General features: G+C 42.6%; 10 protein-coding genes. All 10 read right to left on the bottom strand.

The genetic code is table 11. From position 1 onward, the window contains the following. Positions 1-1,329 (bottom strand): ATP-binding cassette domain-containing protein (locus ACP45E_RS03905; protein ID WP_069584714.1); only part of this gene is annotated, 1,329 nt, incomplete at its 3' end. Further along, on the bottom strand, positions 1,307-1,549 hold the full coding sequence (locus ACP45E_RS03910) for a glutaredoxin family protein (protein ID WP_017034255.1): 243 nt from the start codon (positions 1,547-1,549) through the stop codon (positions 1,307-1,309). The genes ACP45E_RS03905 and ACP45E_RS03910, both read right to left, overlap by 23 nt. Positions 1,550-1,563: 14 nt before the next feature. After that, positions 1,564-3,690 carry a bifunctional 23S rRNA (guanine(2069)-N(7))-methyltransferase RlmK/23S rRNA (guanine(2445)-N(2))-methyltransferase RlmL gene (gene rlmKL / locus ACP45E_RS03915; RefSeq protein ID WP_017038608.1) on the bottom strand — a complete coding sequence of 709 codons (2,127 nt, stop codon included), beginning with the start codon at positions 3,688-3,690 and terminating at the stop codon, positions 1,564-1,566. A 469-nt stretch (positions 3,691-4,159) separates the two neighbouring features. Further along, a complete protein-coding gene (locus ACP45E_RS03920; protein ID WP_026026720.1) occupies positions 4,160-4,702 on the bottom strand; it encodes a cell division protein ZapC in 543 nt (180 codons plus the stop codon). A 216-nt stretch (positions 4,703-4,918) separates the two neighbouring features. Then, positions 4,919-5,929 carry a quinone-dependent dihydroorotate dehydrogenase gene (gene pyrD, locus ACP45E_RS03925; protein WP_017034252.1) on the bottom strand — a complete coding sequence of 337 codons (1,011 nt, stop codon included), beginning with the start codon at positions 5,927-5,929 and terminating at the stop codon, positions 4,919-4,921. A gap of 48 nt (positions 5,930-5,977) precedes the next feature. Beyond that, on the bottom strand, positions 5,978-10,819 hold the full coding sequence (locus ACP45E_RS03930) for an NAD-glutamate dehydrogenase (protein ID WP_017038611.1): 4,842 nt from the start codon (positions 10,817-10,819) through the stop codon (positions 5,978-5,980). Between the two features lie 188 nt (positions 10,820-11,007). Then, positions 11,008-11,226 (bottom strand): DUF2835 domain-containing protein, encoded by a 219-nt coding sequence (locus ACP45E_RS03935; protein ID WP_017034250.1) that lies wholly within the window; start codon positions 11,224-11,226, stop codon positions 11,008-11,010. A gap of 116 nt (positions 11,227-11,342) precedes the next feature. After that, positions 11,343-13,949, bottom strand: a complete 2,607-nt coding sequence (gene pepN, locus ACP45E_RS03940; protein ID WP_069584716.1) for an aminopeptidase N — start codon at positions 13,947-13,949, stop codon at positions 11,343-11,345. Positions 13,950-14,179: 230 nt separating this feature from the next. After that, positions 14,180-14,842 carry a hypothetical protein gene (locus ACP45E_RS03945; RefSeq protein WP_017034248.1) on the bottom strand — a complete coding sequence of 221 codons (663 nt, stop codon included), beginning with the start codon at positions 14,840-14,842 and terminating at the stop codon, positions 14,180-14,182. A 175-nt stretch (positions 14,843-15,017) separates the two neighbouring features. After that, positions 15,018-15,766 (bottom strand): carboxy terminal-processing peptidase (locus ACP45E_RS03950; RefSeq protein WP_198927682.1); only part of this gene is annotated, 749 nt, incomplete at its 5' end.

Consider the following 15,766-nt stretch of genomic DNA (forward strand, 5'->3'; position numbering starts at 1 on the left):
GCCAGACAACGCTTTAACGGGGGTGCGAGCACGTTTAGGCGCAAACAAGAAATCTTGTAAATAACTCAGCGCATGGCGTTCTCTGCCACCGACCATCACTTCTTGCTTACCATCGGCAAGGTTATCGATAACCGACTTTTCCGGATCCAGTATTTCTCTGTATTGGTCAAAGTAGGCGACTTCGAGCTTTGTTCCACAGTGCAAACGGCCAGAATCAGGCTGAAGATCATTTAACAACAATTTAAGCAGCGTACTCTTACCACAGCCATTAGGGCCAATAAGGGCAATACGATCGCCGCGCATGATATTGAAGTTAAAGTTAGACACAATCGTCTTACCTTCAATGGAATAATTGAGGTTTTCCGCTTCAAATACGATTTTTCCAGAGCGTGCCGCACCATCAATTTGAAGGTTAACCTTGCCCTGTACTTCTCTTCTGTCACTTCGTTCTTCACGAAGCTTCTTAAGTGCACGTACACGCCCTTCATTGCGGGTTCTACGCGCTTTAATCCCCTGCCTAATCCAAACTTCTTCTTGAGCGAGCTTTTTGTCGAATTCTGCGTTTTGCATTTCTTCAACACGGAGGAGTTCTTCTTTCTCTACCAGGTAGTTTTCATAATCACCTGGGAATGAATTCAACTTTCCTCTATCGAGATCAACGATACGAGTCGCCATCGCTTTAATAAACGCACGGTCATGGGAAATGAAGATAATGGAACCGCGAAAATCTTTCAGATAGTTTTCTAGCCACTCGATAGTAGCAACATCCAAGTGGTTAGTAGGCTCATCAAGTAAAAGCACGTCAGGATCACAAACCAATGCCCTTGCGAGCGCAGCTTTACGTTGCCAGCCACCAGATAAATCGGTCAACTTAGTCGACGCTTCTAGCTTTAGTGAAGCAAGCACATTGGTAATTCGATCTTCAAAACGCCACGCATTCGTATGATCAAGCTTATCTTGAACACGAGCCAACTTATTGATGTTTGACTCACTTGGGTCCACAGCAATAAGATCGAGAAGATCATGGTAGATCTTTAAAGATTCACCGACTTCGGCAAGACCGCCAGACACATAATCAAAAACAGTGCCTTGCTCATTTCGCGGTGGATCTTGCTCCAAACGAGAAACAACCACATCTTGGGTAATCGTTAGTTTTCCATCGTCCATTATCACGTTGCCAGATAGAACTTTCATCAGCGTCGACTTACCGGCACCGTTTCGCCCGACCAAACAGACTCTTTCATTCTCTTGTAACGCAAAATCGGAATGATCGAGTAACGGGTGATCACCAAATGCGAGTAAACCATTATGAATGGTAAGTAATGCCATTTTTATCCAACCAACTTTGTAATTCTTGTGAGTTAAAAGGCCAATTCAATTCGGATTGTTCGAATTTTACAACTGGAATAGTGACCCCGTAACGTGAAAATAGAGTGTCATCAAAAGCAATGTCTACAATGTCTAACTCTTGAGTTATCTCTTTTGCTTTAAGTAGCTCTAGGGCCATCTCACAAAGATGGCAGCCTTCGGTACTGTATAATGTGATCACATCATTGCCTTATTTTACTGGCTGTCGTGACTAAGCAACCAGCAGTTATGAATGTGCTTATTTCTTGAGAAATCTAATGGTAGCGTGGTAGAAGAGATATTCTTCGCCTTCAAACCCAGTTCTTTAAGCGCTTCTAAATCCATTTTAAAATGACGTTTGTTATTTGAAAATACAATCGTCCCTTCTTCTCTGAGTAAACGCTTTAATTCAGTCATTAACTGAATATGATCGCGTTGAATGTCAAACGATTGATCCATACGCTTTGAGTTAGAAAATGTCGGAGGGTCAATAAAAATCAGATCGTATTGTTTGTCTGTATTGCTTAGCCATTTAAGACAATCCGCTTGCTCGAACTGATGCTCACGCCCTACTTTACCATTGAGCGTCATGTTGTCTTTTGCCCAGTCTAGGTAGGTGTTAGACATATCGACTGTCGTCGTTGATTTCGCACCACCACACGCAGCGTGAACCGTCGCTGAACCGGTGTAAGCAAACAAGTTCAAGAAGTCTTTCCCGCTGGCCATTTCACCAATCTTACGACGGGTAATTTTGTGGTCGAGGAAAAGCCCTGTATCAAGATAGTCATGCAGGTTAACAATTAACTTCACACCGTACTCATGCACTTCTAAACGCTCTGACTGCTGCCCGAGTTTTTGATATTGAGAACGACCTTTCTGTTTCTCGCGAACTTTTAGCACAACTTTATTCGCTTCCGTACCAGTAACATCGATAGCTGCACGAATAATATCAGTAAGACGACGTTTCGCCGTCTCTTCTGGCACATCTTTCGGTGCAGCGTACTCTTGAATGACAAGATTATCCAAATAAACGTCGATAGCCACGTTATACTCTGGCAAATCAGCATCGTAGATACGGTAACACTCTAAATGCTCTTTACGCGCCCACTTACCAATTTTGGCTATGTTCTTTTTCAAACGATTAGAGAAGTCTGGAGCCACAACTGCGCCAGGAGAAGATTCTCCGTTAGAATCAGCACGTCGACTCGATATAGAGTAATTTTTTTGGTGACACGGTAACGCGCCATTATTCAATTTGTACTGTTTATCCGCTCGCATGCGCAAACAGCTGAGTAATTCGTCAGAGCTTGAGAATATCGACGCGGTATTGCCACCGAACTCAGACTTCAACTGCGCACCAAACGCAGTATAGAGCGCGATTAAACCAGGGTGAGTACCAAGTCGTTCACCATACGGTGGGTTTGACACTATGACACCATTTTCAAATTCAGTTGGACGTTTAAGCTGAGCCGCATCACTCACTTCAAACTGAATCAGGCTTTCGACACCTGCGCGACGGGCGTTATCTCGTGCGGTTTTTAACACTCTTTCATCGTTATCAAAGCCAAAAAACTTGCAGTCAACTTTATTGACACCGCGACGAGATTGTACCGATGCTTCTGCTTTTACTTCCGTCCAAAGCTCAGATTCGAAGTCTTCAAGAGATTCAAAGCCCCACTTCTGACGTTTGATGCCAGGAGCAACGTTTGCTGCCATCATGGCCGCCTCAATCACTAAGGTACCAGAGCCACACATAGGGTCTAAGAAAGGTTTCGTCGCATCCCAGCCGCTTCTTAAGATGATCGCTGCAGCTAATGTCTCACGTAACGGTGCTCTGCCCGCTTCTGGACGATAACCACGTTGGTGCAAGCCTCCGCCAACCATATCTATGCCAAGAAGCGCTTTATCGCGATGAAGTCGGACGTGAATACGAAGATCCGCATGATCTTTACTGATCGACGGCCTAGGTAAGCTTCTCTTGGTAAAGCAATCAACGATCGCATCTTTAACTTTCATTGCACCGTATTGGCTATTGCGTATTTCGTTATTCGTACCGTTGAAATCCACCACAAACTTCTTCGAACTGTGGAAGTGGTTCACCCAATTCACTGCGGTTGCAGATAAATAGAGGTCCATATCATCGTTACAAGTAAATTCAGAAAGAACACGTACAAATCTAGAAGCCAAACGACTCCATAAACAGCAACGATAAATTTGCTCAGTTGATGCCTTAAACTTCACCCCCGCTTGGACTGGTTTTGGGTTCTGAATGCCAAGTTTGATCAGTTCTTCAACCAATAAGTTTTCAAGGCCGTTTGAGGTAACCGCTAGATATTGATGCATAGTGCTCTTTAAGTAATAAAAAATGACCCGGTATTATACCTGACTATCTATTTATTAAGTAAGTTGATCGGTTATTTTTCTTACTCTTCACTCATTTAACTGCTCACTTGTTCGCCAAAGTTAAGCGGTTATTGCTTTTCATCCCTTCATCAATCTGCTTCCCGTTAAATCAACACAATGAAAGGCTCAAAGCCGAAGTGAATACTTATTCACACCAATTCTGGTCTATACCATGCTGGGTTTAAGGGTGAAATTTTATTACACATTGAGTTAAAATGGGAATTATTGGTTGGTTTCCGAGTGTTTTTGCCCTGTTTGGGCAACTCGATAGAAGCAAATTAATTCAGATTAGTGGAGGGATTTCACGTTATTTGAGACACAATGCAAGGGACAATAAAGGAGACCAATAGATTTAGAGCAAAAAAAATCGGCCATAGGCCGATAAAAACGTAAAGGAACTAAAACGGGTTTAGCTAACGAGCGCTATGGGCTGGTTTTGGAACATGTCGTTAGCCAGTGACATTCTATCGTGCATCACTTTAATCGCCTGGCCAAATACAAGTTGCTTAGTCGAAGAAAGCTCAAAAGGTTCAATATCAATTAACGCTACCAAACTGGCAGACTCTCCTACTTCCAGCGTAATAAAACATCGGTCACTGAATTGATTGGTTAACCGCACTAGGTCACCTTCTTGTGGAAAGCATTCACCGTGCTGACTATCAAAGAACCAACTTTTAGGCTGTACAGGCTTATGAAAACGCTTTGCGGCCACGCAATACAGTGCTAGCTCAGCCTGGCGCGGTTCATTTAATGGGAGTAAAGAGATCTGTTCTTTGAACGTTTGAAATGCTGAAGCATCGTCAACAGAGAATTCATTGATTCCAACGGCGCAATCCACTAAGAGTTTTCTAGGTAGATTTGTTTTGAATACAATATCGTCACCAAGGTCCAGCATCAGTGTGCTTTCCTTGTCATCGTAGTACCAAGTCCATTTGTCGCTGGGTTTAAGCATTGTATCACTCTCAAATTTCCGAATTATCAAGCCATTAGGTAGAATGCTTACTTACCTTTTGCTGCTGAATAAAGTAATTCTACGAGTGCCAATTTAAAAAAAAAGAGGAAATGATTTCTCATTCCCTCTTCGATCGCTTTCAAATAACACTCATTTAAAGCGTGACAGTGTCGCAAAACGTCAGACATTGTAGTGCGATTCTAGCTCAGTTTTCTGTTATAGATTTTTAACAATATTCTGAACCAATTTAGGCCCATGGTAAATAAAACCAGAATAAACTTGAACAAGCTGCGCACCTGCCATCAGTTTTTCTTTCGCTGATACATAAGAATCAACACCACCAACACCAATGATTGGTAATTTGTCACCCAATTCCTCGTGAAGTCGACGAACAACTTCCGTACTGCGTGCTTGAACAGGACGACCGCTTAAACCACCCGCTTCATTGGCAAACTTCATTCCTTCAACAATAGAGCGATCTAATGTCGTGTTCGTTGCGATCACACCATCGATCTTATTTTTGATCAATGATTCACAAATTTGTGCAATCTCGTCATCACTAAGATCCGGTGCGATCTTTAATGCTAACGGCACATATTTGTTGTGTTTCGCTTCAAGCTCACCTTGTTTCGCTTTAAGTTCCGCGAGCAGTTCATCTAGAGCATCACCATATTGAAGGCTACGCAGTCCCGGTGTGTTAGGAGAGGAAATGTTAACCGCAATATAGCCCGCGTATTGGTATACCTTTTCCATACAAATTAGGTAATCTTCAGCGCCCTTTTCAATCGGTGTGTCTTTATTTTTACCAATGTTAATACCCAATACACAGCTGTAATTGGCTTTCTTAACATTGTCAATCAGGTTATCAACCCCAAGGTTGTTAAATCCCATGCGATTTATAATGCCTTCGGCTTCAACTAAGCGGAACAGTCGAGGCTTATCATTGCCAGATTGTGGACGAGGAGTAACAGTACCTACTTCAACGAATCCAAAACCCATCGCATCGAAAGCTTCGATACATTCGCCATTTTTATCAAGCCCGGCCGCTAAACCGACAGGATTTCTAAAAGTCAGCCCCATACATTCAACAGGTCGCGCAGGTAATTGTTGGCGGTAGAAAAGATCGAACGGTGTTCCCGTGAAACGTTTGAAATTTTGAATTGCAAGATCATGTGCCTTTTCGGCATCAAGTTGGAAAAAGCCAGTTCTGGCTAGACGGTAGAGCATTGTGCCTCCGAAAGAATAAAAAGCCCCGTATGAACGGGGCGTTATTATTTACTCATTTGCTGCACAATTCAAATTTAATAGCATTAATTCTCTCAAAGCGACTGAAAATTTTGCAAATTCATGAACAGAGCCGACTTTAAACTCATTCAGTATATTTTCCCATCGATGCAATGAGACCTCATTACTCACTATCCAGTCTTCTAAAGCTTTAATGACATCCAATTTATCAGGATCACAACTGCAGCTGAGTACCTGACCTGTTAGCTGTCGTTGCTGCCAATCTAAGTCTTCTCTAAATGCTGCACGAGCAAGAGCTTGCCAATTATTATCAACAGCTTGACCATTAATCTGTTTCAAGAACCAGTGAAGAGATAAGCGATCGCCGAGGTTATAGTACAGTTTGGCCGTTTGTTCGACTGTTTTACCCTTTTCTCGAGCCACTGTGGATATATCCAGTGCTGAGTAAAGACTTGATAGTCTTGAAACATAACTTGCTAGTTCGGTCGAAATACCTTTATCTATCCACTCTTTCGCCATTTGTTCATGCTCTTGGACTTCCTCACTCACTAACATGGTATCAAGTTGATTGGTAATGGCATGAACATCATCTTGGTAAAGCGCAATCATTTCTTTCACTGATTTTTTACCAGGACGGTTTCTTAAGATCCAACGCGATAGTCTTCGTAACGTGCGGCGCACATAATAAATGACATCGTATTGAGCAGAGGCTTCCGCTTGATTATCAAGCGCACGAGTTTGCGAAAGAACATCCCCTAATCCATAGATCTCTCTTGCTGCCGCATAAGCATTAGCAATATCGACCGTGCTCGAGCCCGTTTCTTCTTGCAAACGAGTCACAAAATTACAACCCATCTCGTTCACCATTTGGTTTGCAAGAACGGTAGCAATAATTTCAGCTCGAAGTGGATGGCTATCCATATGTGCAGAATAGTTACGGCGTAACTCCTCTGGGAAGTAAGACACTAGGTTTTGCGCATGAAACTCATCTTTGGCAATATCCTCATGAACTAACTCTTCTTTAAGTGTCATTTTACCGTAGGCAATAAGCACCGATAACTCAGGACGCGTTAACGCCATTCCTTTCTTTTCTCGTTCCAGCAGAGTTTCATCATCTGGAATGTATTCCAGTGCTCTATCCAAATGCCCTGATTTTTCCATCGCATGAATAAAGCGTATTTGCTCTTTAACTAACGAAACGCCTTGCTGTTCAGTAATAGAAATAGATTCCGCTTGGCAATAAGCGTCATCAAGCACAATGTCGCCGACTTCGTCTTCCATTGATTCTAAGATCTTGTTTCTTTGCTTCACGGTAAGATCACCGTGAGTCACTAAACCGTTAAGGAAGATCTTAATGTTAACTTCGTTATCTGAACAATCAACACCACCAACATTATCAACAAAGTCGGTATTCACACGCCCGCCTGCTAGCGCAAATTCAATCCGCCCTAACTGAGTCATACCAAGGTTGCCGCCTTCTCCAACAACTTTCGCTTTGAGGTCTTTACCATCGATACGTAACGTGTCGTTAGCACGGTCTCCAACATCAGTATGAGTCTCGGTCGATGCTTTCACATAAGTACCAATACCACCATTCCAAAGTAGATCCACTTCCATCGATAAGATCTTTTTGATCAAATCATTGGGTGCCATTGAGGCCTTTTTTGTCCCAAGCATTTTTTGAATTTCTGGCGTGAGCGCAATGGATTTTGCACGGCGTGAGAAAATGCCTCCACCTTTAGAAATTAACTTTTCGTTATAGTCGTCCCAACCTGAACGTGGCAATTTAAATAGACGATCACGCTCTTCCCATGAACTCGCTGAATCTGGATTAGGATCGATAAAAATATGCATGTGGTTAAAGGCGGCTTTTAGACGTATGTGTTGAGATAACAGCATACCGTTACCAAATACATCTCCTGCCATGTCACCCACACCGATGGCTGTGAAGTCCGTGGTTTGACAGTTAATTCCCATCTCTCTGAAGTGGCGCTTAACCGATTCCCAACCGCCTTTCGCCGTGATGCCCATCGCTTTATGGTCATAACCATTCGAGCCACCCGACGCAAACGCATCACCTAGCCAGAAGTTATATTCTTCAGATACGGAGTTTGCCAGATCCGAGAACGTTGCTGTTCCTTTATCTGCAGCAACGACTAAATACGGATCATCTTCATCATGGCGAACCACATTTTTAGGCGGAATTACCTCACCATCGATGACATTGTCTGATACATCAAGTAATGCACGAATAAAACGTTTATAACAGCGTTGGCCTTCTGCAAAAATCTCATCTCGTTCAGTGAAATTGTGCTGGCGTTTACAAACAAATCCGCCTTTTGCTCCTACAGGAACAATAACGGTATTTTTCACTTGTTGTGCTTTAACTAGGCCAAGAATCTCGGTACGGAAATCTTCTTGTCTGTCAGACCAACGTAGGCCGCCACGAGCAACCTTGCCACCACGTAAATGAACACCTTCAATATCTGGCGCATAAACAAAGATTTCAAATGCGGGTACCGGTTGAGGAATTTCAGGGATGTCACTGGGTTTCATTTTCAGAGACAGCCAAGGCTTGACCTGCTTATTTTCATCTAACTGGTAGTAGTTGGTTCTCAGTGTTGCTGTGATCATCTCCATATAACGACGAATAATACGATCGTCATCTAGGCTATCAACATGATCCAATTGCGCCGTTAACTTAGTAACAAGATCATTTTGCCCTTTTTGGCTGCCCTTAGATTTTGGATCAAAGCGCTTCTTAAATAGATCAACAAGACCTTTTGCGATTTGAGGATAATGACTGAGCGTTTCTTCGATATATTGTTGACTGAATGGAAACCCAACCTGACGCATGTAACGGGCATAGGCTCTTAAAATAGAAATTTCTCTACCCGATAATGACGCACCCAATACCAGCCTATTAAACCCATCACTTTCGAGTTCACCTGACCAAATTTCGGCAAACGCTTGTTGGAAACGCTCACTGGCTTCACGAAGATCAACCGATTTGTCACTCTTATGAAGCATTGAGAAATCTAGGATCCAATAATTTTGACCGTTGACCTTTCGAACTTCATAAGGCGATTCACCAATGACACGCAATCCTAGGTTTTCCAGCATAGGCATCACATCAGAAAGATGGATGGGTTCATCTCTGTGGTAGAGTTTCAACCGAACGGCTTTAGAATCTGCTGACTCTTCTTGTGGGCGATAAAACAGCATACCGAGTTTGTTGTCATCGCTCAGTGCTTCAAGCCTTTCTATATCCGCTACGGCGGATCCTGGCATCATGTCTTCTTTATACGAACGCGGGAACGCGCGCATATACTCTTTCGACAAAGGAAGCCCATTGCTTTCGCCAAAGTTTGCTACGATCGCATCAGAGAGTCGATCGTCCCACGTTGATGATGCTTCCATCAAGTTATGTTCTATCGTTTTAACATCTACATCCATATTATTATTATCTACACGCACAATGTAATGGGTTCTTGCCAACGGGCTTTCTGAGAAGTAAGTCGTGAACTCCACTTCTTGCTCACAGCCAAAGTACTGTTTAAGAATACGTTGTGTCTGACGTCTCAGCTCAGTGTTATATCGTTCTTTGGTGACATAAACCATGCAGCTAAAGAAACGGCCAAATGGGTCTTTACGTACAAAAAGGCGCAACATATCTCTATCTTGCATTTGTACAACGCCCATTCCGACTTCAAGTAATTCATTTTCTTTGGCTTGAAGCAGTTCGTCACGAGGATAATTTTCTAATATATTGTGCAGAGCTTTGTAAGAGTATGAACCGTCACGGTAACCACTCGAATCTAGGATTCGCTCTACTTTTTCACGGATTAAAGGAATGCTTTCGACGCTTTGATTATAAACGGCGGAAGTATACAGGCCCGTGAATCGATGCTCACCGATCACTTTGCCGTTCTTATCGAATTTTTTAATGCCGATGTAATCCGTATAGGCAGGTCGGTGAATACGAGACTGGGCATTGCCTTTCGTCACAATGAGTAAGAATGCTTTCATTGCTTCTAGTCTGGCTGAGTCAGTAAAATCAGACAGTTTTACGGCTCGAACACGCTTCGCTTCAGAAAACAGACCTAATCCAATATCTTCGGTTGGCGTCAGGACTTTATCGCCATCAACGTTAACCAGGTCATATTCTTTATACCCCATGAAGGTAAAGTTATGATCCCCTAACCAGCGCAGGAATTTAACCGTGTCTTCGTAACGATCATCCTTTAATGCGATGCTCTCTTTTTGGTTAATCACTTGATTGGTCACTTCTTCAAGCTTTTCAACCATCAACAACCAATCTCGAACCACATGGCCGGCATCCGTCACAATGGTCAATAACTCATTTTTGAGTGACGTCATGGTTTGCTTACTACTGAGTCTGTCTACTTCGATATGGAACAGGGATTGGAACACACCATCGCCACTGTTAATTCCTATCGTTTTCCCTTTCTTATCACGCTCTACTTGAGTCGGCCCATGGAGCATAAAGTGGGAAGAGAGATCTAAACGGCTTAATGCCATTTTTACAGAATCCACTAAGAACGGGCTATCTGGAACCACCATTTCGACAATGGTGTGTGTTGATTGCCAACCCTGGCGACTGACAGTAGGGTTAAATACACGAACCGAGATATCTTCCGGTTTCTTTTCATTAATGTGGTGCCATAAACTCACGACAGCACCGTACAAATCGGATTCGTTCCTTTCGATCAGATCTTCTTGAGCAATATTGCTAAAAAGATGCTGGGCAAGTTGAGTCACTAAGGGTTGATGGGCAAGCTCTAGTTTGTCTTGAATTAGCTTATATACCTTTTCAAGAAGAACCGGCATTAAAGTATCACGCACGGTCATAATCACGCTCCACAATTAGAATTGTCATTTTTATAGGGAATGCTGTAAGCATAGTGCTTAAAGCAGGTAATGCATGATTTTATTGTAAAAGTTTTATTAGCAAATAGTTAATGGATTTGTTCATGTAGCAGCAGGAATGTTTGATAATGTGATAGGCGTTCTGTTTAAACCGCTAACAAATTAGTTATTCATAGCATTTCTAACTTTAAAAACTTGTTGTTTTGGTCGGTTGTTAGTCTAAACCGCCCTTTCACGCCTATTTGACTGAGAAAGCCGCGAAACTTTACAGCCGGTAATTGAAGTCTTAAACCAGTATCGGTGACCACATGGACGACACTAGCCGCACCGGAATAGTGATCCAAAAATGCTTGGTATGTTATGTTTAAGGAAAAGGTGTAGTGTTTCATCGGTAATGGTTCTAAATACTTAATCTCAATCGTTAACCTTAGGTATTGACATAAGTTGAAGTGGCGATGTCCGCCACTTCAACTTCAACTTCAACTTCAAAATCAGCCTAAAGATATTAGCAGTCTAAAGCTTTGGTGACTTTTTCATACAGATCTTTGGCTAAGTTGTCTAAAGACTGTAAAGAAAGAAGCTGTTCTTTTATCAAAGCTTGTCTTTGTTGATCGTACTTTTTAAATTTAAGCAGTGGATCAATGAGACGCGAGGCCACTTGTGGATTACTGCTGTTTAACTCAGCAATGATCTCTCCTGCAAATTGGTAACCTAATCCAGATTTATCGTGGAACTGTACCGGGTTATTATTTAAGAATGCGCCGATTAAACTGCGTGTACGGTTAGGGTTTTTAATGCTAAATGCCGCATGTTCCATGGTTTGCTTGATCACTTCAAGCGCACCAGAAGAAGGGTTGGTCCCTTGCAGTGCAAACCATTTATCCATTACCAAGCCATCATGGCTCCACTTCTCGCTGTAATCTGACATCAATCTCTCGCGACACGCTAGCTGCGCATTATTGGCACAAGTCATCGCGGCAATGGTATCGGTCATATTATCGGAATCTTGGTACTGAGCGATAACAAGTTGCTCACCAATATCCGTATGTGACAAATAGCTTAAACATGTGTTACGAAGCGCGCGTTGCCCAATGGCACTATGAGCAATGGTGTAAGTCTTTTGAGCCATCGCATGATACATCGCACTTAATTCATCTTTTAACTCTTCAGCCAAAATTGCTTTAATATGCTTCAACACGAGAGCAATCGCATCAACGTTGACTTGCTCATACCAACCTGATATTTCGTTGTGACTTGGCAAAACCAGCATTTCAGCAATGAATGCAGGGTCTAACGTTTTACTCAGCAATACACCACGAAATGCATCAATAACGGGCATATCAATGGCCACTTTTTGATTTTGTTCTACGTGAGCCACATTACTCTTGATGTATTTTGCCAGCAACATCTGCCCAGCATCCCAACGTGCAAACTCATTGCGAGCGTGGCTCATCAGGAAAATAAGTTCTGCGTCTGTGTAGCCATAGTTAAGAATAACAGGGGCAGAAAACTCGCGAAGCAGTGATGGTATCGGCTGAGAATCTACATGGTCAAACACAAAAGTTTGCTTGGTTGCTGTCACATTAAGTACATTTGGCACACTAGCACCATTCACCTGCAAAGGTATGACGTCACCATTTTGATCGTATAGTTCAATATCAAACGGAATGTGCAGCGCTTGTTTCTCTGTTTGATCCGTTGTCGCTGGGGTGCATTGCTCTACCGTTAACGCATATGTCTTAGCCTGTTGGTCAAAATGACTGCTCACAGTGAGTGTTGGTGTTCCGGATTGGCTATACCACAGACGGAATTGTTTAAGATCAACGCCAGATGCATCTTCCATCGCTGACACAAAGTCTTCACACGTTGCGGCCGTACCGTCATGTCGTTCAAAGTACAAAGCCATACCTTGTTGGAACGCCTTCTCACCGAGCAATGTATGCATCATTCGAATAACTTCACTGCCTTTTTCATACACGGTTAGCGTATAAAAGTTATTCATTTCAATCACTTTATCTGGGCGAATAGGATGTGACATTGGGCTTGCGTCTTCCGCAAATTGCGGGCCACGGATAATACGGACGTTGTTGATCCGATTAACGGATCGAGTCCCTAAATCAGACGAGAATTCTTGATCGCGGAAAACCGTTAAGCCTTCTTTCAAGCTCAGTTGAAACCAATCTCGACAAGTCACTCGGTTGCCGGTCCAGTTGTGAAAATACTCATGACCAATCACTGCTTCAATGCCAAGGTAATCAGTATCCGTTGCGGTTTGATCGTTCGCCAAGACGTACTTAGAGTTAAAGACGTTCAGCCCTTTATTCTCCATTGCGCCCATATTGAAAAAATCGACGGCAACAATCATATAGATGTCTAGATCGTACTCAAGATTGAATCGCTCTTCGTCCCATCTCATTGAGTTAATAAGTGAAACCATCGCATGAGTGGCTCTGTTCAGATTCCCCTTATCCACAAAGATTTCTAATTCTACGTTTCGACCCGATTGTGTCGTGTAATTATCGCGTAGAACATCAAAATCTCCGGCTACTAAAGCAAAGAGATACGCAGGTTTAGGATGCGGGTCTTGCCATTTAACCCAGTGACGGCCATTTGCGCTATCACCTTGATCAATACGGTTACCATTACTCAATAAAAACGGGTATTGTGCTTTATCCGCGATCACTGTGGTCGTAAATTTCGCAAGAACGTCCGGTCTATCTAGATAATAGGTAATGCGACGGAACCCTTCTGCTTCACACTGAGTGCAAAATGCGCCTCCCGACTTATACAGACCTTCAAGAGCCGTATTCTCTTCAGGGTTCAATTGAGTCACGATCATCAGTTCGCAATCGCTAGTAATAGAGTGAATCGTTAATCCCGTGTCATTCTGCTCAAAGTCGTTCCAAGTTTTACCGTCTATCTTGATTTCTTTCAGCGTTAACCCTTCACCATCTAGGTAAAGACTTGTGCTGTCTGACAGTTTTTTCAGCGATGACGTTGCGGTTACAACGGTTTGGGTATCGAATAAATCGAAAGTAAGGTCTAGATCGCTGATCGTGAAAGAAGGTGACTGGTAATCTTTACGGTATTTGGCTTGAGGAGTATGCGCCATTGTCTTTGTCCTTATGACTGAAAACATCTGCTCTATTTCTACGATGTGTCGCCACGAGTTACAACCCCTATTGAAAAAAAACGAGGTATTTAATTTAAATACCTCGTTTAAGTGCCGATTTATGCAGCACATTTGTTAGATAACGCTACTGAATTTAACTTTAGTGACATACTTATCTGGGCTATGGGATCTCACTCAGTAGAAACCGTTAGCGTATTCTCGTATTCCCATCAACGTATCCTATTGAGCACGGCATACATCCCACCTTCTTCTGCTTCAAGCGTTAGCCTATCGTTCTTAAGTGTGTATCGAGTTTCATGTTCACCCTTTTCATACAGAAGAACCAATTGATCACCCTCTGTGTAGTAGACACCTTGATGCACCGTTTCCATGCCTTCAAGGTTGCTTGCTTTAAACATGAACACAAAATCAGGCTGCAACACCAGGTCCATCTTGCTCACATTACTCGCCAGTAAATCATGCCCTGCAAGTTGTTCACTCGACCACATTCCCGCAAGCGCGTTAGACAAACCTTTTGTAAACATAACGCCATTCATGCTCAGCAGGTTATGGTTACCCGAGTACTTGTAGACTTGAGGGTCGGAGGTATTAAGACCGAGAATAATCGTATCGTCATTGGCCGCATAAAGGCCTTCCCAATGGTCGACGCTGTAATCTTTCTTTTGAATATCGATCTGGAATGAGTAATTTGAATCGAGCGAAAGTTTTATTGCCATGAAGTTATCGTTGGCGTTTTCTGGGTCTGAGTTGATTAAGTACCAGTCCCCTAATAAAAAGGGCTGGTCAAACTGTGAGAGATCAGACCCCTGATTGTTGTCTTGGCCAAATACAGAAAAACTTACACACATTGCTAAAACGATTATCCATCTCATAATACGCCCCCTTACTTTTATTAAAGTTTAGGCACACATCACAAAAATCGCCATTATTTTGATTTTCATCACACAAAAATATCAACAAAGCACCGAGTGAAAAGTAATTTAAGCAAAAAAAACGAGCACTGAATGTACTCGTTTTTTGTGCTTTTCACGCTAAGCAATAGACTTACTAACGCAACATATCGACCATTATAGCGACAGATTCATCTAGGTAAGCATCTGGAAGATCATAGTCTTTAGGAATATCGTCTAAAGTAGCAAAGAGCTCGTCACCACTTGCTTTTTGGCGCAGATTAACGCGGGCTAAACGAAGATCGTCATTTTTATCACTTTGTTCTTGCCTTACTTTCTCATTCAAAGAAATCGCATTATCGTCTTTTTCAGCCAAATATCTTTCAATATCCTCAGCAATAAACTGAAATTCCATGTCTTTCGCGATACGTACATCATGCTTGGCGGTTAACTTGCCAATCAATGCAGCGTTATCCTGCAAAGAATCAAATTTCACTGGATCAATCTGATCCCAAGGTAATGCATTATCTTCAACGCTCTCACCTGTTTCTGCAGGATCAATCGGTGTCGGGTAAGGAATATCGGGAATCACACCTTTGTTCTGAGTACTTCCGCCGTTAATTCGGTAAAATTTTTGAATGGTGTATTGGACATAACCCAGCTCCTTCTCAAATAAATCATAGATATGATTCAAAGAACGATGTTGCTGAACTGTACCTTTACCAAATGAGTTTTCCCCTAAAATGATCGCGCGACCATAATCTTGCAGTGCCGCAGCAAAAATTTCTGATGCAGAAGCGCTGTATCGGTTCACTAAGACGGTTAGTGGCCCTTGATAACTGATTTTTCCATCAGTATCACTGTTGACATTAACACGGCCATAACTATCACGAACCTGAACGACCG

Origin of the sequence: Vibrio genomosp. F10 str. 9ZD137 (assembly GCF_049974785.1) — a bacterium.
GTDB lineage: Bacteria > Pseudomonadota > Gammaproteobacteria > Enterobacterales > Vibrionaceae > Vibrio.